The sequence below is a fragment of the Nitrospirota bacterium genome (assembly GCA_016180645.1).
Classification (GTDB): Bacteria; JACPQY01; JACPQY01; order JACPQY01; family JACPQY01; genus JACPAV01.
Map to the genome: position 1 here is coordinate 103058 of JACPAV010000015.1, position 17066 is coordinate 120123.

Annotated in this window: 14 protein-coding genes; 8 read left to right on the forward strand and 6 right to left on the reverse strand. The window is 61.4% G+C overall.

The features are described 5' to 3' along the window. Window positions 1-93: 93 nt before the first annotated feature. A complete protein-coding gene (locus tag HYT87_10335) occupies window positions 94-1332 on the reverse strand; it encodes a serine/threonine protein kinase (protein MBI2060158.1) in 1239 nt (412 codons plus the stop codon). Window positions 1333-1609: 277 nt separating this feature from the next. On the opposite strand from HYT87_10335, the gene HYT87_10340 reads away from it, so the two are divergent. Next, window positions 1610-2005 (forward strand): hypothetical protein, encoded by a 396-nt coding sequence (locus HYT87_10340; GenBank protein ID MBI2060159.1) that lies wholly within the window; start codon window positions 1610-1612, stop codon window positions 2003-2005. Here the strand turns inward: HYT87_10340 and HYT87_10345 are convergent, their stop codons facing one another. Beyond that, window positions 2006-3550, reverse strand: a complete 1545-nt coding sequence (locus HYT87_10345; protein MBI2060160.1) for an MFS transporter — start codon at window positions 3548-3550, stop codon at window positions 2006-2008. A 71-nt stretch (window positions 3551-3621) separates the two neighbouring features. Then, window positions 3622-4254 carry a hypothetical protein gene (locus tag HYT87_10350; GenBank protein MBI2060161.1) on the reverse strand — a complete coding sequence of 211 codons (633 nt, stop codon included), beginning with the start codon at window positions 4252-4254 and terminating at the stop codon, window positions 3622-3624. 116 nt (window positions 4255-4370) lie between these two features. On the opposite strand from HYT87_10350, the gene HYT87_10355 reads away from it, so the two are divergent. Then, the gene (locus tag HYT87_10355; GenBank protein MBI2060162.1) at window positions 4371-4601 is read left to right on the forward strand and encodes a hypothetical protein; all 231 of its coding nucleotides are present in this window, start codon (window positions 4371-4373) and stop codon (window positions 4599-4601) included. Window positions 4602-4733: 132 nt separating this feature from the next. Further along, window positions 4734-6281 carry a fused MFS/spermidine synthase gene (locus HYT87_10360; GenBank protein MBI2060163.1) on the forward strand — a complete coding sequence of 516 codons (1548 nt, stop codon included), beginning with the start codon at window positions 4734-4736 and terminating at the stop codon, window positions 6279-6281. 3 nt (window positions 6282-6284) lie between these two features. On the opposite strand, the gene HYT87_10365 is transcribed toward HYT87_10360, so the two are convergent. After that, complete coding sequence (locus tag HYT87_10365) at window positions 6285-6782, reverse strand: hypothetical protein (GenBank protein ID MBI2060164.1); 498 nt, start codon at window positions 6780-6782, stop codon at window positions 6285-6287. A 432-nt stretch (window positions 6783-7214) separates the two neighbouring features. Between HYT87_10365 and HYT87_10370 the strand changes: the two genes are divergently transcribed. Together HYT87_10370 and HYT87_10375 are read left to right on the forward strand one after the other, a co-directional pair. Next, complete coding sequence (locus tag HYT87_10370) at window positions 7215-8567, forward strand: hypothetical protein (GenBank protein MBI2060165.1); 1353 nt, start codon at window positions 7215-7217, stop codon at window positions 8565-8567. A 43-nt stretch (window positions 8568-8610) separates the two neighbouring features. Continuing rightward, window positions 8611-9786 carry a hypothetical protein gene (locus HYT87_10375; GenBank protein MBI2060166.1) on the forward strand — a complete coding sequence of 392 codons (1176 nt, stop codon included), beginning with the start codon at window positions 8611-8613 and terminating at the stop codon, window positions 9784-9786. A gap of 126 nt (window positions 9787-9912) precedes the next feature. Here the strand turns inward: HYT87_10375 and HYT87_10380 are convergent, their stop codons facing one another. Beyond that, window positions 9913-10977: a hypothetical protein gene (locus HYT87_10380; GenBank protein ID MBI2060167.1), complete on the reverse strand. Its 1065-nt coding sequence runs from the start codon at window positions 10975-10977 to the stop codon at window positions 9913-9915. A gap of 300 nt (window positions 10978-11277) precedes the next feature. Here HYT87_10380 and HYT87_10385 point away from each other — a divergent pair, with 300 nt between their 5' ends. The 3 genes from HYT87_10385 to HYT87_10395 all read left to right on the forward strand — a co-directional run bounded on the left by HYT87_10385 (window position 11278) and on the right by HYT87_10395 (window position 16293). Then, window positions 11278-13380, forward strand: a complete 2103-nt coding sequence (locus HYT87_10385; GenBank protein MBI2060168.1) for a hypothetical protein — start codon at window positions 11278-11280, stop codon at window positions 13378-13380. A gap of 1 nt (window position 13381) precedes the next feature. After that, a complete protein-coding gene (locus tag HYT87_10390) occupies window positions 13382-15610 on the forward strand; it encodes a right-handed parallel beta-helix repeat-containing protein (GenBank protein ID MBI2060169.1) in 2229 nt (742 codons plus the stop codon). Window positions 15611-16020: 410 nt separating this feature from the next. Then, window positions 16021-16293 (forward strand): hypothetical protein, encoded by a 273-nt coding sequence (locus tag HYT87_10395; protein MBI2060170.1) that lies wholly within the window; start codon window positions 16021-16023, stop codon window positions 16291-16293. A gap of 374 nt (window positions 16294-16667) precedes the next feature. Here HYT87_10395 and HYT87_10400 read toward each other — a convergent pair whose 3' ends face one another. Beyond that, a complete protein-coding gene (locus tag HYT87_10400) occupies window positions 16668-17036 on the reverse strand; it encodes a hypothetical protein (GenBank protein ID MBI2060171.1) in 369 nt (122 codons plus the stop codon). Window positions 17037-17066 lie beyond the last annotated feature (30 nt).

Sequence of the window (17066 nt, forward strand, 5' to 3'; positions counted from 1 at the left end):
GCTAAGTGGACGAGGGAATCCCAGCGGCACGAACTTGCGAAGCGACGCTGGGGCGTCCGAGTGGAGCGCGCTGATAGCTGCAAACCGTTGCATCTATAGCTTGACCTTGCTCAGAATGTTCTTTCTGAACTCAGCCTGAGCTGCCTGTTTCTCCAGAGCTGCACGTTCTTCACGCTCCTGGCGGGCAGCATGCTCCCGTTGTCGCTCGACATAGCCACGGTTTGCAGCAGTCACGTAGTTCCTGGCGTGATTAATCAGCCGCTGCACGAGTTGCTCGTCCTCGCGGACGGCGATTGTCATCGTGTCTCCCCGAATCTCAAATGTTTCTGGTCCAAGGCCAATAATTGCGCCGCGCGCGCCGCGCGGCTGCCGAAACTCCTGCGACCACCCGGGTGGGGCATTCCGACTCAGCCTGAGAGTCAAGCTGCCATTGTTGTAGTCAAACCCGACAAGGGAAATGGGTACAAACTCAGGTGGCGTAGAAGCCGACAAGACTTGCCTACTGGCGGCGTCGTACTGCTGGAGTGCCACAAAGGCGTTCTTCCGCGCAATGAGTTCCTTCTTAATTGCCTCGATCGTGGGTGGCCGATTTTGGGGATTCTGCTGGATCATGGGCTCCACGATCTCATCGATGTAGGCGTACGGCGGGTTCACGTCCTTCACATGCTTGAACCCCGCGCCTTGCGGCACCGCCGTGGTGAACAACTCATTAAGCATGAGTCCGAGCGAGAATATGTCGGCACGGTGATCGACTTGGGCGCCTCTAGTTCTTTGTTCCGGTGCCGAATAAAGGAAATTCGCCATACGAGCGACAAGCTTCGTTTCAACGGCCGTGTAGATTTCCTCTACTTCGAAGTGTGCAATGCCAAAGTCGGCTACCACCGGAATGTTCTCGGGGTCATTCCACAAGATGTTCTCTGGCTTCAGGTCGCGATGCCAGACACCGGTGAGGTGTGCAGCCTCAACGCCGTCGAGTATTTGGGCAAAGACGCGCAAGGCCTCGTCCGGCTTTAATTGGCCCATCTGGGTCCGCAAAGTCCCAGCGTAGAGGCGCATTACGTAAAACGGACATTTCACACCGTGGTCTGATGTGGCGCCCGTGTCGAGTACTTTTACGATGTTTGGGTGATCTTGTATCTGGCAGAAAGCGACCTCGTTCTTGAAGCGTTTGAGTCGCTCTGAATTGACACGCTCAGGCGCCAGGCACTTGAGGGCGTACGTCTCACCGGCGGTGTTGGCCACCTCGTAGACGCGGCCCGCGCCACCTTCGCCGATAACCTTCGTGGCGCGGTAGGACTCGAAGGGCGTTTCAAACGACGTCTGTTTGATCACGATAGCGGTCGTGTGCGGCGAATCATTGATTACCTACCATTTTGCCCTGAAAATGCGCACTCTCGTTTTCGGGCAGTTTTGCCCGAAGCCGGCTATCAGCGATCTCACGGTGTCATTACAAGAGACCTATATGCCTGGTTTGACAAATAGGCAACGGCCAACTCGGCGACTTGTCTGCATGCGTTCACGCACAGGCAGGCGGGACGGCCGCCAACAAATCCACCCCCGTCCCGGTTCAGAACTTGCCGTGGTTTCTCATCGGGCGTAGGATGAGGCTGTGAGCAAGCCCGTTCTCGAAGTCGGTCTCACCACGCTGGAGGGCAAGAATACGCGCCTCCGCGCGGTGTTCGATACGGGAGCCTATCCTTCCATCGTTCGTGAGGACAGAATCCCAACAGGAGCCACGGTCATTCGCAGAGCCGAGCCCGCTGAAATGAGGACAGCGGCCACCGGAGGCAAGCTCAGAATCACGGGAGGCGTCATTTTTGTCATTGAAATCGGGGAAAAGTTGGTTCAGACGTATGCGTTGGTCTCTCCCGACTTGGCGCAGGACATGCTCATTGGGTCGGAAACCATGCAGGCTTGGGACATCACGATTCAGAACAGCAACGGTCGGACGAAAGTGATCGTCGGACGAGACCTTCGCGACCCGGATATCCAGGAAGTTGACTGATCAGATTCGGTTCTTGGCGACCTGGCCGATTCCGAGGACCAGGATCGCCGCCATCGCGTAGGCCCCCGCGAGAACGAGGGGCATGCTGCCCGGCGCGGTCCACGGGAGGAAAAGGCTCCCGCTTTCCAAGGGGCTGTGGACGATCCCGAACAGGGAGCATCCGCCCAACAGGAGCAGGCAAGCCGCCGCCGCCCGCGCGCGCCCATCGATCAGGAACGCGAGCGTCGATCCCCAGAGCATTGATGAGACGACGAATCCGTTCCCGAGCAGGAGCAGCCAGGTGTAGGTGTGGACGAATTCGCCGGTGAGGTCGGCAGACGATTTTCCCAAACTTCCGAAGGCCATTCCGAGCATGATGGTGACGAGCGTGGCGGTCACGGGGACGAAACAGAGCGCAACCGCGGGAGCATGGCGCGGCTCGCTCGCGCGGAACGCCTGGGACATGATTTCGATCCCGATGAAGACCAGAATCGCCGTGATCGCAACCTTGGGAATCACTTGAACAAATACGTCCAAGAGTCCGAAGCAGCCGCCGATTCCCATGGCGATCGCGACCGCCAGCGTGTAGCCCGCCTTCCCGCCCATGGATTTGTAGGCCGGGTGGCCGATGTAGGGTGTGTTCTGAATCACGCCGCCGAAGAGACCCGCGATCAGGGTTGCGAAGGCTTCGGTCAGAAGGATGCTTCTCGTCCCGTACTTGTCGCCCGCCACCGCCGCGCTCTCCGTTACGTCGATTCCGCCGACGACCGTCGTGAGCGCAAAGGGAATGGCGATGGGGAGGTATGGAACCGCGTCGCGCAATCCTTGTCCCATCGAAGGCATGAACTCGAAGAAATGGAACGAAACATCGGCGTGCAGTTCAGGGAATGCGGTTCCGGTCGTGATCCACTGGATGAGGTAGTAGAGCACGGTGCCCACGGCAACGGCCGCGACGGCCCCCGGAACACCCCAAGGCATCCGGATCTTGGCCACGAGAGCGGCGAGGATCACCACGAGCGCCGCAAGACCGGCTATGGGTGACTGAAAAAGATCCAGCGCGGGAATGAACGCGATCAGGAGAATCGCAACGGCGGCGATGCTTCCCAAGAGCCCGGCGCGGGGCACACGCGCACGGATCCATCCCCCGAACAGAGAAGTGACCAGTTTGAAAAGTCCCATCCACACCATGAGTCCCGCAGCCATGTGCCAAGCGGAGGCTGCCGCTTGTTCCAACGGCATCACGCCTTTCATCTTGAGAAAGAACGGCCCGATGGCGCCGAAGGTGATTCCGAAGGTGGACGGTGTATCGAGGCCGAGGGGCATGGCGGTGACGTCCGCACGGCCCTCGCGTTTCGCGAGTCGAAACGCCATCCACGTGTAGATGAGATCGCCGACGAGCACCCCGAGCGCCGTTCCGGGGATCATCCCCGTGACACTGTGGGTTGGGAACCCGTACACGTGGATCAGAATGGCCGACAGAACGATCAGATTGGATGAATTGTCCAGGAACAGCCCGAAGAACGCCCCGACGTCGCCGGGAGCGAGCACCGATCGAAGCGATTTCATGCGCGTTGACGCAATATAAGAGGTGACAGTATACTTGAATAGGATCAATTAGAGTATACTGTCACCCTTTATCAGAGGCCGAAGAAGGCGGGGGAGACGACGGTGACGGAGCCCTGAGGGGCCGGGAAAGTCCGCATGCCGTCCTGCGTCAGAATCTGCGAGGCGGCGACGGTGGACACACCGTCCACGCGATCCACCACAAAGCCCTTCAGCGATCGATCCACTTTGAGCAGGAGGATCTGGGCGGTTTCCAGCGGCGAGGCGGAGGCGGAGGACCGTCGGGACGCATCGAGCGAGAAGATTCCGATACGGTCGTGTATCCACCGAGGGAGACTCCCATCCGATTTCTTCATATCCCGGACATTGCGCACGCCCAGCACCCAGCCGACCTCGCAGGCGAACGGCTCGCCATCCACCATAAACAGGACGAACTGGTGCTCGGTGGCCCGGACTTCCGGCTCGGGGGGGGGGGAGTAGGAGTCGTGCCGGATTCCCGAATCGAAGACGGATTCCGGGCTCAGCGCGGCCTTGCGATACCACTCCAGAATCGTTCTCGTGCGGCTCTCGGCGGCCAGGCGGTCGCCGGCGTTGCGATCCGGATGGTGTTTGAATAGAAGACGGCGCACTTCACGCTTGAGTTCATCGCGCGTAATCCGGCGGGCCTGGAGCTCCCGCTGAAGGGTCTGAATTTCTTCCACCGTCATGAAAGAGCATCGGAAGGCGGCGGCGGACCTTTAGAGAAAGCTCAAGCATCACAATAACTTGAAGGGAACTTAAGAACCCCATCCAAATTCCGATCATTAACCTTGAGAGGTAGAACATGACTTTGGGGGCCATTACAGGAGCCAGTGTGCTTTCGCCGCAGCTCTCGTTTTTCACGAGCAGCTTCGGGAATCTGTTTTCGGGGTCTACGCAGTTCACGCCGAATTTTCTGGAGGCGTCCACCCTCAGCACGCTCGGTATGACCAACTCGGAACTGACGGGTCTTGCCGATCCGATGACGCAGCTTTACGCCGGTTACGTCGGCACGATTCTGAACACGTTTGCCTGACTACAAGCTTTCGGCTATCAGCAGTCAGCTTTCAGCATTCGGACAAAGATAGGCTCGGGACGCGGGCGTCTCGCCCATCGTCCTAATCCGGGACTGGCTCCGCAAGGCTTGCGTTTGATCTATAATGCGGCGATGACGAGCCAAGAGGGACCGGCTTTCGGGCGTACACGGACCGCCTTCATCCTCTCAACGGTTTTCATCGCGGGCGCCGCCGTCATGGCGATTGAAATTCTGGGGAGCCGCGTCCTCGGTCCTTTTTTCGGCGCCACGCTTTACGTTTGGGCGGCGCTCATCACGGTGGCCCTTGTCGCGCTTGCCGTGGGTTACTTCGCGGGCGGGCGCCTTGCCGATGGACGGCCCCACTCCCCTCTGATCGAGACCCTCACCTTTGCCGCCGCCCTCGCGGCCGCCGCCATCCCCGTCCTGCGCGTGGGTGTCCTCGAATGGACCGGCCCCCTCGGGGCGGTCTCGGGCGCGTTTGTGGCGACGCTCCTCCTGTTTTCGCCGGTCCTGTTCGCCTTGGGGATGGTGACTCCCATGGCTATTCGATTATCGGAGGGGGCCGCGGAAAAGGCCGGAAGCCGATCGGGAACGATTCTGGCCTTGTCCACGATGGGGGGGGTGTCGGGCTCTCTCTTGAGCGCATTCGTCCTGATTCCCCATGCAGGAGTCCGCGCATCGATAGGGGGTATTTCCGGGCTCCTCGCGCTTACGGCTGCGGTCGGATTCGCCCTCGGCCGGCGTTGGGCTCGGGCCACGGCTTCCGCGGCGCTGATGATTCTCAGCCTTGGGTTGGCGGTGCGATCCCGACCTCCTTCGATATCGGCTGTTGTGAGTGAGGGAATTTTCAAGGGGCCGCGGGTCCTCTACAACGGCGAGAGTTTCTACGGCCGGATCCGGGTGGTGGATTCGGGCCGATACCGGCTCCTCATGATCGACGCCTACGCTCAGTCCATGGTCGATCGATCGACGGGGGAAAGCGGGTATGCCTATGTGCGGGCCTTCGGCTCATTGCGCCCGATCCTGTCGCCGTCGGCTCGATCCGCGCTGCTCGTGGGGGGGGGGGCCGGGCATATCGCGTCCGAGCTGGCGGCCCAGGGCCTTCGTGTGGACATGGTCGAGGTGGATGGGAAGATCCTGGACGTGGCGAGGAAATACTTCGGATTTCAGGAGAGGGGCGAGGTGTTCGTTGAGGATGGCCGAAGTTTTCTGAACCGGACCGACCGCGTTTATGATCTCATCGTTCTCGATGCGTACGCGGGCGGTTGGGTCCCCGCTCACCTGGCGTCGAGGGAATGTTTTCTCGATGCCCGCCGGGTCCTGAAGGGCGACGGCCTTTTGGCGGTCAACTGGGTGTCCACGGGTCGGATCGGCGCGGAGCAGGCGTCGGTGTATCGAACCCTGAGAGATGTTTTCCCTTCGGTGCGGGTCCATCGCCTGGAATCGTCCGGTCTCGCCAATTTCCTGTATTTGGCGTCGGCGGCGGCCGGCGGGGGGCCTGCCGGAGACGGTTCGATTTTCACACCGGAGAATGATGTCACGGCGGAGATCGTCGCGATGTCCGAGGGAGAGATTTTGACCGACGACCGCAATCGGACCGATCTTCTCCAGACGCCGAAAGCCGAGGCGTTCCGGAATACGATGGTCCGCCTGCTGGGCGAGTCGGTCTTCCTGGACTGAGTCCTACGATCGCGTAAGGACTACGGCCACCGGGCCGGCCGAGCCGAGCAGAAAGCTCAACCGATTTCCCTGCATCTCGACGTTCGTGGCGACGAGTTGCCGCCCGCCGGAAAAGGAGAAGAGGAGCGCGTTCGCGTTGAGCACGCGGAATCGCACCGCTCCGCCCAGGCCGGTGACTCGGACTTGCGAGAGCGTCCCATCGCTCGAAAAGGTGAGGGACTGTCCGGCGACTTCGCGGAATCGCCCGTTGGGATCGGACTGGACGGAGATGCCCGACCACTTCCCGATCACGCGGGTTGCGAGGTCATGCTGCTGGGAAAGCAGGGTTTCCGCATTCTGGAGTCTGGCTTCCAGCGCGTCCGCCCTGGACCGAAGTTCGGAAGACGACGTCTCCAAGGCCTCGACCCGTTGCGACAATTTGCGGACTTTCGTTCGTGTGCATCCTTCGAGCGGAATCAGGGCCGTGCCCAGGAAGAACATGATCAGTGCTTTGCGCAGCATTGAAGCCTCCTTCACCAAAGATCCAGCCAATGGGGGTTTCCTTTTCTTGCGGTTGCGCCCCATTCTACGCCGAGCCGCGAGCATGACAACCAACATTTGTGGGAAAGGTCTTCTCATCTCGCCCCTCGTCTTCGAGGCCGAAACCCTACCCTCCATGGCACGGGGTTCGGCCTCTACCGGCGCACCCGTTGGGGTTTGAGCAGCGGTCCGTCTGGACCCCACTTCACGATAAAAGTGTCAATTAGTAACGCACATGTTACATAGAAAAACGTCTTTTCTATTCGCATGTGAGTACAGTGTACTAATTATGTATGCCCGTGTGAGTAGTTTCGATTAGATATGTGAATGTTATAAATTAACGTGTGAATCTATATGTGGACCTTTACTTGCATGTGGGAGGGTGTGGAAACTTTCAACCGTGGGGGTGATGCGATGAACAAGATACTTCAGCGGGAGATGTTGCTTCCTCTTATCATGATCGCCGGCATCGTCGGCGGTGCCGGAACGGTCCGGGCGGCGGAATCGTCCGGTCAACCCGGGCGCTGCAACGCGGCTGCCCAAATTGCATCCAAGAATGCGGGCAAAGGGGGGATCACGGCATTGCACAGGGTGGGTTGTCAGGATCCGGCCGGAGCCGACGAGGGGGGCGGCTCCGGTTCGGGTTCAGCGACGATCGGTCCCGACGGCGGAAAGGTCCTGAGCACGGATGGGATGGCTGAACTTTTTGTGCCGGCGGGCGCGTTGTCCGCCTCATTGGAGATCTCCGTGCGGGCGGTGTCGTATCCGGACGGGGAAAAACTCGAGTTCGTCACCGCGGCCTACGACTTCCAACCGGACGGACTGACCTTCGCGGTGCCCGCCACGCTCACGCTGCACTATGATCCGTCCCGTCTGCCTCGTGGGGCGACGGAGAACTTGATGAACGTCTATTTTCAGCACACGGACACGGGGAAATGGGAAGGTCTGTATGGGAAGGCGGACACAGCCACACATACCGTCACGGCGAACGTTCCCCACTTCACCACGTTCTCCGGAGCGCCCGACCGCCATATTCTCATCTACGCCATCTCCAACCGGACGGACAGCACCGCCTTCGGCACGATGTGGTACAAGGACCCTTCCGATTTCAGCAAGTTGATCGGCGACCTTTCGTCGGCGGGCTTCAACCGGATGGATGCGAGGGATGAAGTCGATCTCCCCGAGCTCGATGCCACCACGATCTCGCGCTATCGGCAGGTCTGGGTTCTGGAGGGGGACGGGGATGCCACCATCGACGTGACCGCCGCAGAACGAGACCTCCTCCTGCAATACTATTCATTCGGCCGCAGCGTGTGGATCTCGGGCGAGAACAACATGAATCAGACTTTTCTCGGCCTCGGCGGCGAGACGAATCTCTACTGGTATGAGGATACGAATTTTCTCATGCAGGGTTTCGGGGTGGACAATCCGGGCACGATGATCCTGACGAACGACGTCACCTACACGTACGCCGCGCACCCGCTCTTCAACAAGATCGATTGGATTTCGTTCAACGGGGAGACCGGGCGGCTGACGACCACCAATCCCGCCCTCCAGTGGGTGGTGACGTACGTGAACCAGTTCGACGGACCCGATGCCCCGGCCGGAAAGTACACCGGCATGGGCGTGCTCGATGAAAAAGGCAAGGGGGCTGGTCGCGCGGTGTTCGATGCCGGCTGGGTGTTGGGCTACTCGTACTTCCGGCTGCACGCCGGCGACGACAACCCTGCCTTCTGTGTGAACATGGCTAATTTTTTGGCCAACTGATCACATGTTCCTTTCATTCATCGTGGGGGTGAGGGGAACCCTCATGAGACTGCGCACTTCGGTGAAAGATGCCATGCTGTCACTATTCCTCCTCGTCACTCTGGGGGTCTCCCCCGTTCAAGCGATGATGGACGATGAGGACGACGACCTCCAGGGGTTTGACGAGGAGGCATCCCTCCCGGAGTCCGACTCCGGCCGCGACGCCCTCTGCGCCGGCCCGCGCGAGCCCGGATCCAGGACCAAGGACCGGAAGATGAGTGACTCACAGTCTCTATCCGAATGTCGAGGAGCGGAGGGCTTTTCCGGAGGCGGCGTGCGGGGTCCCGAATCCGCTCTCCTTGGGCCGGAGGGCGGAACCCTTTTCAGCCGAGACGGGCGCGTGGAGCTTCGCGTTCCCTCCGGCGCCTTGGACTCCTCGGTCCGCATCACGGTCCGCCCCGTGGCGTATCCCGCCGGGGAGAACCTGGAGTTTGCGAGTCCTGCCTACGATTTTCAGCCCGACGGCCTCCGGTTCGCCGTGCCGGCCCGGCTGACGGTTCGCTACGACCCCTCGGACTTGGATCGGGTGGTGGACCGGCTCCGCAACGGGGGATTCCCGAGGACCGATGCCGTGGATGAAGCGCTTCGGCCCGATCTGGACTCGGCCACGCTGTCGCATTATCGGCAGGTCTGGATCGTCGAAGGGGACGGCGATCGGACGATCGACGTCACCGCCGCGGAGCGCGACCTCCTGCTCCGGTTCTATTCCACGGGTCGGGGAGTATGGATCTCAAGCGAAAATGACATGGACCGCCCGTTCATCAGTTTTGGAATGCCCGAGACGAACCTCTCGTGGTACGAGGACGCGAATTTCCTCATGCAGGGTTTCGGGGTGGAAAACCCGGGGGACATGATCCTGACGCACGACGTGGCCTACACGTTCAATCATCCGGAGTTGTTCAGGCGGATTGACTGGCTGTCCTTCAACGGAGAGATCGGGCGGCTCACGGGAACGAATCCGTCGATCCGATGGGTGCTGACGTTCGCCAAGGCCGCCGACGGTCCCGATATCCCCGCCGGAACGTACAACGGCATGGGTATACTCGATGAGCGCGCCACCGGCGCGGGACGGGCGGTCTTCGATTCGGGGTGGGTGCTCGGCTACGCGTTCCACCGGCTGCACCCCGGCGACGACAATCGCCGATTCACGCTGCGGGTCGCACGCTGGATGGACAACTGAAAATGGAATCCGATCGAACCGGGAGCGGAGTGTACGCGACGAGACTGTTTTACGTGGAAGCGGGATTCTACGCCGTTTTCTTCGGATTCATGGTTGCCGCGATTGCCGTGGCGGCCTGGTGAGAGCCTACAAGCCCACGCCCAGCGAGAAACGAATTCCCGAACCCTCCCGCGAATCGGCCAGCGTCCCCTCCGGGGCGAGCCAGGCCAACTCCGCGCGCATCACCGCCCTCCGTCCGATGGAAATCGACGCTCCTCCGCGAACGGCGTAGCCGAACGCAAGCGCGGTCTCCCCGCCCGCCTGCGTCCCCTCGATCGTGGCGGCGTTGCTGAGCGAGACAACCTCGATCACCGGTCCCGCCCCGAAAAAGGGACGGACCGCGCGCGCATGGCCCGTCTCGTGGAGGAGGGTCAGCCCGATGGGCATAAGGCTCAAACGTCCCTCCGTCGGTTCGTTCGACCGGAGATCGATCACGCTGACGCTTCCCGTGTAGTAATCCGTGTTGAGTTCGACGGCCCACGGGTTGGACCACGCGTAGCCGAGGGCGGCCCCCCCCCCGAACATCTGGCCGAAGGTCTGCCCGATCCGCCCGCCGGGTGAAAGCACCGCGCCGTACGCCGTGGCGCGGAGCCCCTTGCGGGAGGCTTCCTTGGGCGGCTCGGTCGCGGATTCCGCCTGAGCGTTGGGCGGCGCGGGCGGAGGGATTCGATCGAGCATGGCATTGAGTTTCGTTTCCAGCATCGACAGTCGGCGATCGAGCATCCCGACGCTCGCCTCGAGATTCCGGAAAGGCTGCCGGAGATCCGCCTCCAGGTCCGACGCCGGCGTGAACGCGATGTCCTCCGACAAGTCCACCGCCACGTCGAAGGCCGCCGTGTCCTCGACGCGCGCCATCGGAAAGGCGCCCAAAATCCGGCTGATCTCCCGCGCCTCTTTTTCGTAGGGCTCCTTGTAAAGCACGCCGTTCAGAAGTCGCGCTGAAAAGGGCTGGAGCGAATCGATCCGGAACCCCCGCGCGCCGAGTTTGGCGTTGACCAAATCGATGGAGTCCGATCGAACCGCCGGGGAGACGAACAGGGTGATGTGGAGCGAGGCGGAGGGAGGCGTCGGGGCGTCCGACGCCGGTTCCGCGCGGCCGACACGGGCGAACGCCAATGCAGCAATCAGCCAAATCCAAAAGAATCCAGTCATCCTCACCAAGCTTTCGCCATTCTCGCCCATGCCGGAGCGACTTGCAACTGTGATCTGGATCACAGGGGCAATGTATCAGAATATCGGTTATTCCAGAGTGTTATGGGCTGAATAACGGTGTGAAGATACCTTCACAAGATGCTCGATATTTCCCCCTATTTCGCGAGTGAGAGGTGGTTCTGAGCGGTATGTAATCCATCGCCAATAGTATTTACATAACGTATTGAAATATCATGAAATAGAATGCGATCGGCAACGAAAAATCACAACGTGGAAGAAATCTTGCTTATTTCTTAGCAGATGGACAAGTCTATTTCCCTATCCGCAGGCAAAACGGCGAGTCGGAGTATCCTTTCGATCGTTTGCCTCGTCGGGCTGCTTCTCATGGCGCTGGGCGCTCCGGCCTGCCATCGGAAGGTGAGGAAGGATCGCCGGCTCCCCGAAGGATTTTCGACTTTCTCGGTTGAGCCGACGCTTGCGAAGGCGGGGGATGTGCTGAACGTTCGCGTGTCGGTGCAGCTCGCCGCTGCCAAACCGCCTGAAGTCCTTGTCACGGACAGACCCGCGGAGTTGGTCGCGGAGCCGTCGGAGGATTCCGCGTCGATCTGGACCTACGAGTACTCCTACACCGTCGCCGGTGACGAACCGGAAGGCGACGCCGAGGTGAGGGTGAGCTTCCGCGACCGACAAGGCGGAAAGCATGAGGCGGGCGATCAAGTCCGGTTCGATTTCACGCCGCCGAGTTTCCAGGTCACATCGCTCTTTCCGGGCCGCGCCGAGCGGCCGTGCGGAATTGTCAAGGGGTCCGGGGGGGGGGAGGATCGAGCGGCGTCCTACGCCGGGGATTCCTACGCTGAAGACAAGGTCGCCACGGTTCAGGTGGTCGCCACCGAGACGTTGACCGGACCGCCCTCGGCGAGCATCGCCGGGTCGCCCGCGTACGGGCCGGCCATCGGCGGCGAGCGGTTCAGTCTCGAAGCCCCCGTGGTCGTTCGTCCGCTTTCGGAATCGTTTCCCGGCCGGCTGTTTTCGAACGAGTCGCCGGTTGCGGTGAGCGTGGAAGGCCGGGATCGGGCGGGGAACGTGGGGCGGGCGGACGTTCAGGTGATTCCAACCGGCGCCCCGCGGTTCTGTCTGCATCTCACCCAGCCCGCGGAGGGTGTCTCACTGGCGGGGGAGATCACCGTGGCGGGCACGGTGGAGCCGAAAGGCTCGGAGGATCGCGTGGAGGTTTATCTCAACCGCGAACCGCTGGCCCGCGCGCGTTCGGCGCCGTTCCGCGAGAGCGGGAGACCCGGCGTGAGCGCGCTCGGCGCCGCCGAACTTCTCGTGGCCGCCGTGAGTGGAAACGGCCGGTGGATTTACGTTCTGCGTCGGCTCGAACTGGAAGCGGCGTTGCCCGAGGTCTCGGCCCTCGGCCCGGGCCCGCTGAGCGCGCTGCGCTCGCTGGAATTGGGCACGGGTCCCGTTACGCCGAAAGGGATCGTGGGATCCCAGGGCCGCGTGATCCGCGCGCTCGCGGTCGATCCGCAGTCCGGCTCGGTGTGGATCGGCACCTCCGGCGGACTCAGCCGGTTCGACGGCGGGCGTTTCCGCGGATTCGGCGTGGACGACGGACTCGGCATGACCATCATCCGGGGCGTGGCGGTGGGTGAGGACGGGCGGGTGGCGGCCGCGGGTCACGGCGGCGTGGCGATTTCTTTCGGGGGCACGTGGCGCAGTTTCGGAGTGAAACAGGGCCTGCCGAGCGAGGCGGCCTACAGCGTGGCGATCGCGCCGGACGGGAGTGTGTGGGCCGGAACGGCTGCCGGATTGGCCAGGCTGGAGCCGGAAGCGTCGCGGTTCGAATGGGTCGAGGAACTCGGCGATGAGAGGGTCGCCGCGCTCGAAGTCGTTCCGACCAAGGCGAAGAAAGGCTCGCCTGCGTTCTACGTGTACGCGGCGACCGGCGCGGGACTGTTTGTGGTCGATCCGCGCGCCCTGACCGCAACGAAAGTCCGCGGATTGCCGGATGCAGCCATGTCGGCGCTCCGGCACTCGCCCGACGGCCTCCTCTGGCTGGGGAGTTGGGGCGATGGAGTCCTCGGAGTGCAACTGGCGGAGCCGGATCGCGCCGTTCCGGTCGAAGGGCTGACCTCGCGCGATGGCTTGGGCAGCGACCAGGTGGTGACGCTCTCGATCGGTCCCGCCGAAGAGGCGGAAGGATCTGAACACAAGAAATTGAAATCCTACTCGCTCTGGGTGGGAACGACCCGCGGGCTCGGGCGGTGGGACGGAGCGGAACTCAAGAGTTTCACGCCCGCGGATGGACTGCTCGATTGGAGCGTAAACGCGGTCGCCTTCGATCCGGCGGGCGGCCGCTGGTTCGGCACCAGCCGCGGGCTGACGAGGATTGGGGGCTGAGATGGCGCCTTTTCTGCGCCGGCTCGTACCTGCCGCCTGCGTGCTTGCGCTCGCCCTGTTGGGCGGCGCAAGGCACGCAAGAGCCGCCGCCTGCCCGGACGATACGATGACGGCGTTCGGCCCGGAATCGTCCGGAATGGCGCCGGAGTTCGCCAACGTCGTTCCGAACGCCGGTGACGAAGACCTCTGGGTCGGTTCCTTCCGCGTGCGGCGCACCGGCGGCGGGGGCGGAGCGATCTCGTTCCTGTCTTTCATCCTCGCCGAGTACGGCACGATCACGGCGAATACGGGCGTTACCGCGGTGCGCGTGTATTTCGACAATGACAACAACTATCGCGGCATCGATACGGGCCTTCTGGTGTGCGGGCCCATTACCTTCGATGCCTTGTCCAATGCCAACTGCGATTTGGTCCCGGATCAAGGCGTGGACACGAATGACTATTGGCTCCACGTCGCCGTGGATTTGGCCGCCGACGCGCCCGTCTCGACCGTCGGTGTCCGGATCGACGCGGTGGCGAATCTCGTGGTCAGCGTGGGCGATTGCACGGCGCTCAACGCGACTCCTCTCCCGCTCGGAACGGTCAACATCCTGGCGCCCACGGTCGCTTCCGTGGCGCCGAACCTCTTCAGCAGCCAAGTGGACCCCGCGCAAACGCTCACGGTGACCGGCACGAACTACGCCACGGGAAACGCATCGAACGGGGCGAACGACAACACCGATCCGCTCCGCATTCGAGATTTCACCGATGGCGTGGAGTTCACGGGCGAGGCGACGACGAGCTCGACCGTCGTCACCGGCACGTTCGATCCCTCCGGCGTGGCGGCGGGCTCCGGAAAAGTGCTCCGCGTGTGCAACTACTCCCGATGCAGCGCGGCCGAACCGGGCGTGATGGAGATCTACAGCACGGCATCGGGAGTGAAAGTGACGAGCGTCGCGCCGACGACCGGACAAGCGGGGGTGGACGTCGACCTCACCCTCGGCGGTCGAAACTTCAAGTGGGGCGGGGCGTCGCCGCCGGTCTTCAAGGCCTACCTCTGCACCATCGACGGGGGCGACAACTGCACGGCGAACGTCTGCAATCTGACGAACGTTACGATTGTCGACGATCGTTCGATGACGGCCCGCGTCCCTTCCACCTGCGTCCTCGGCGCGGCGACGCACCGGGTCATCGTCGAACCCACCTCCGGCAACGACAACCAGGCCGACGGGAACAAGACGGACGACAAGTACACCGTGGTCGTGCCGAAGGTCTACTACGTGGCGAAAACCGGCGCGGATGCCGGCTGCGGCGGTCGTGTGGACAATCCGGCCAGCCCCTTCCTCACGATCAACGCCGCCTTCGACTGCATCGTGGCGAATACCGGCGCGAACCTGACCGACGGCGACGGCCCCCATGCGATCCAGATTCAGGATTCCGGGGCCTACCTCGAGAACTCCGGCGCGGCGGGCCGCGGCGTGGATCTCACGGGCCTCACCACCAGTTTGGCCAACAACCTCGCGATCCGCGCGGCGGCGGGCCAAACCCCCGTGGTCAAAGCGGACGTGGCGACAAAAGATGCGATCTATCTCGGGACCGGGGCCGCGGGCAGTTTGGATGGCACCAAGATTTCGGGATTGGTCATCCGCGATTCAGCCCCCAGCGGCAGCGGCACGGCCTACGCGGGAGTCCGCATCCGCGCTTCCGATGTAACCATCGAATATTGCACGTTCACGAACGACGACTACGGCCTCCACACCATCGCCGGGGTGAACAACAATAATCTGACGTTTGCGTACAACACGTTCTACCAAAACAACCCTCAAGACGACGCCGGCGGCGCATCCAACCGGTTCGAGGACGATACGAACGTGTCCTTCCACCACAACCTGCTTTTCTCGAACGATTTCGGAAACGGTCTCGATTTGCGGAATGTGGATGGGATCGAAATCTACAACAACACCTTCTACAGCAATGGGAACGAGGACAACAATCAATCCGAGCTCTACATCCGGGACAACGGGAGCGGCGATTCGTCCAACGTTACGCTTCGAAACAACATTTTCGTCATGCGCGACATCCGGGCCGGGGCACAGACCCGGAGGGGATACCGTCTGAAGGATGGTTCGCAAGTCGGCTTCGCAGCCGATTTCAACGTTTTCTACCGCGATCCGAATTCAAACGATTTCGGCGACCTCAACGTGGTGGAGAACATCGCCATTCGCCGGGGTAGAATACTGCCCGAAACGTAGAAAGCTCGGCCTGCAGAAGGCCCTCGGCAAAATCGGAAGGGCCCTCGACATCGTCGAGGGCCCTTTTTCATTCCTCTGCCAACTCAAAGCCTGTGGTTAGGAAATTCACATTAACCGTGATAGAAATAAAGCGGATGTGCTCGCAAGTCGAACAGTTCGACTTGCGAATTAAATCATGCCACAGCGGAGGACCGAGTGAACAAGCGGATCGCGGTGCTCGTATCCGGTACTGGCTCACTACTCGATGCGATGATCAAGGACGGTCTCCCGATCGACCTGGTCGTGGCTGATCGCCCCTGCCGCGGGATCGACGTGGTGACGCTAAGCGCCCAGCCGGCGATACCTGCAGCTGTTCTCTACCGCGCTAGCTACGGAAAGGGGCTAGCCTTCAAGCGGGAACTCTACACGGCCTGGCTCACGGACTTCCTGGAGCGGTTTGGCATCGACATCGTGGTGATGGCGGGGGAGATCGCGCGGTTCGAGACGCACTCGCTTCCGGCGTGCAGATCACCGGGACCACGATCCATGTCGCGACACCCGAAGTTGACAGCGGTCCCATTCTCGCTCAGGAGGAGGTGCCCATCCTCGATGGAGATACCGAGGGAACGCTCCATGAGCGTATCAAGCAGGTGGAGCGGGTCCTGTACCCCAAGACCATCCGCGCCTTCGCAGCTCACCTGTAACCGCCAGGAGGAAACATGAGTTCTCCACAGACGGGACTCGAGGGCGAGATCTGCTCGGACTGTCACGACAAGGGATTCGTCTGGACAGGGCCTAGGAATGACCCCAAGAACCGGATTCCCTGTGATTCCAGCGGCTGTCCCTTCCGCAAGTCGCTTCAGGAGTTGCAGGACCTTCGGCCGCGATAACAAGGCCATCCTCGAGAGACGGAGAAAGTGGCCGTCTCTCGGGACGGCCTTTCTTTTTTACATATCCAGGCAAATCAACAGCGAGCCTTATCTCAGTATTTTTGCGAAATACTACATTAATAATATGAAGTAGTTATAGCCGTATGTTCCTTAATAGTAACGGTCGTATGTATTATGGAACACCTTGATCATTCTTCCATTTCTTCTATCAAACCGAGTCGATAAATATCGAACGAGTGGTCGCCCTCGAACATGTCGGAGGGGTTCGGCAGCCAGATACGCCGGCGGGAGATCTCGGCGGTAGCATCCTCGATAAGCCGGCGGAAGACTACGAAGTCGCGCTCGAGCGTCTGATAATCGAGCACGTAGCGTTTGAGCTGAGCGGACCCGTCGGCGTTCCTCGTTTTCTTGCATTCATAGACGATGAACCGCCGCACCGGCTTCTCAAAGAGCTTCCCGACCGTGTAGTAATTGAATAGCGCCTGAAGGACGAAAAGCGTTTTGGCCGAGCCGCCTTTGCTGAACGCAGTGACGAACTTGTGATCCACTATATCCACCGCGCCCGATTCTGCTCGCGCGTCTGCGCG

Coding starts and splice junctions, on each gene's coding strand:
- HYT87_10345 (MBI2060160.1), bottom strand. CDS start 3,550: ATGAAATCGCTTCGATCGGTGCTCGCTCCCGGCGACGTCGGGGCGTTC.
- HYT87_10350 (MBI2060161.1), bottom strand. CDS start 4,254: ATGACGGTGGAAGAAATTCAGACCCTTCAGCGGGAGCTCCAGGCCCGC.
- HYT87_10355 (MBI2060162.1), top strand. CDS start 4,371: ATGACTTTGGGGGCCATTACAGGAGCCAGTGTGCTTTCGCCGCAGCTC.
- HYT87_10360 (MBI2060163.1), top strand. CDS start 4,734: ATGACGAGCCAAGAGGGACCGGCTTTCGGGCGTACACGGACCGCCTTC.
- HYT87_10365 (MBI2060164.1), bottom strand. CDS start 6,782: ATGCTGCGCAAAGCACTGATCATGTTCTTCCTGGGCACGGCCCTGATT.
- HYT87_10370 (MBI2060165.1), top strand. CDS start 7,215: ATGAACAAGATACTTCAGCGGGAGATGTTGCTTCCTCTTATCATGATC.
- HYT87_10375 (MBI2060166.1), top strand. CDS start 8,611: ATGAGACTGCGCACTTCGGTGAAAGATGCCATGCTGTCACTATTCCTC.
- HYT87_10380 (MBI2060167.1), bottom strand. CDS start 10,977: ATGACTGGATTCTTTTGGATTTGGCTGATTGCTGCATTGGCGTTCGCC.
- HYT87_10385 (MBI2060168.1), top strand. CDS start 11,278: ATGGACAAGTCTATTTCCCTATCCGCAGGCAAAACGGCGAGTCGGAGT.
- HYT87_10390 (MBI2060169.1), top strand. CDS start 13,382: ATGGCGCCTTTTCTGCGCCGGCTCGTACCTGCCGCCTGCGTGCTTGCG.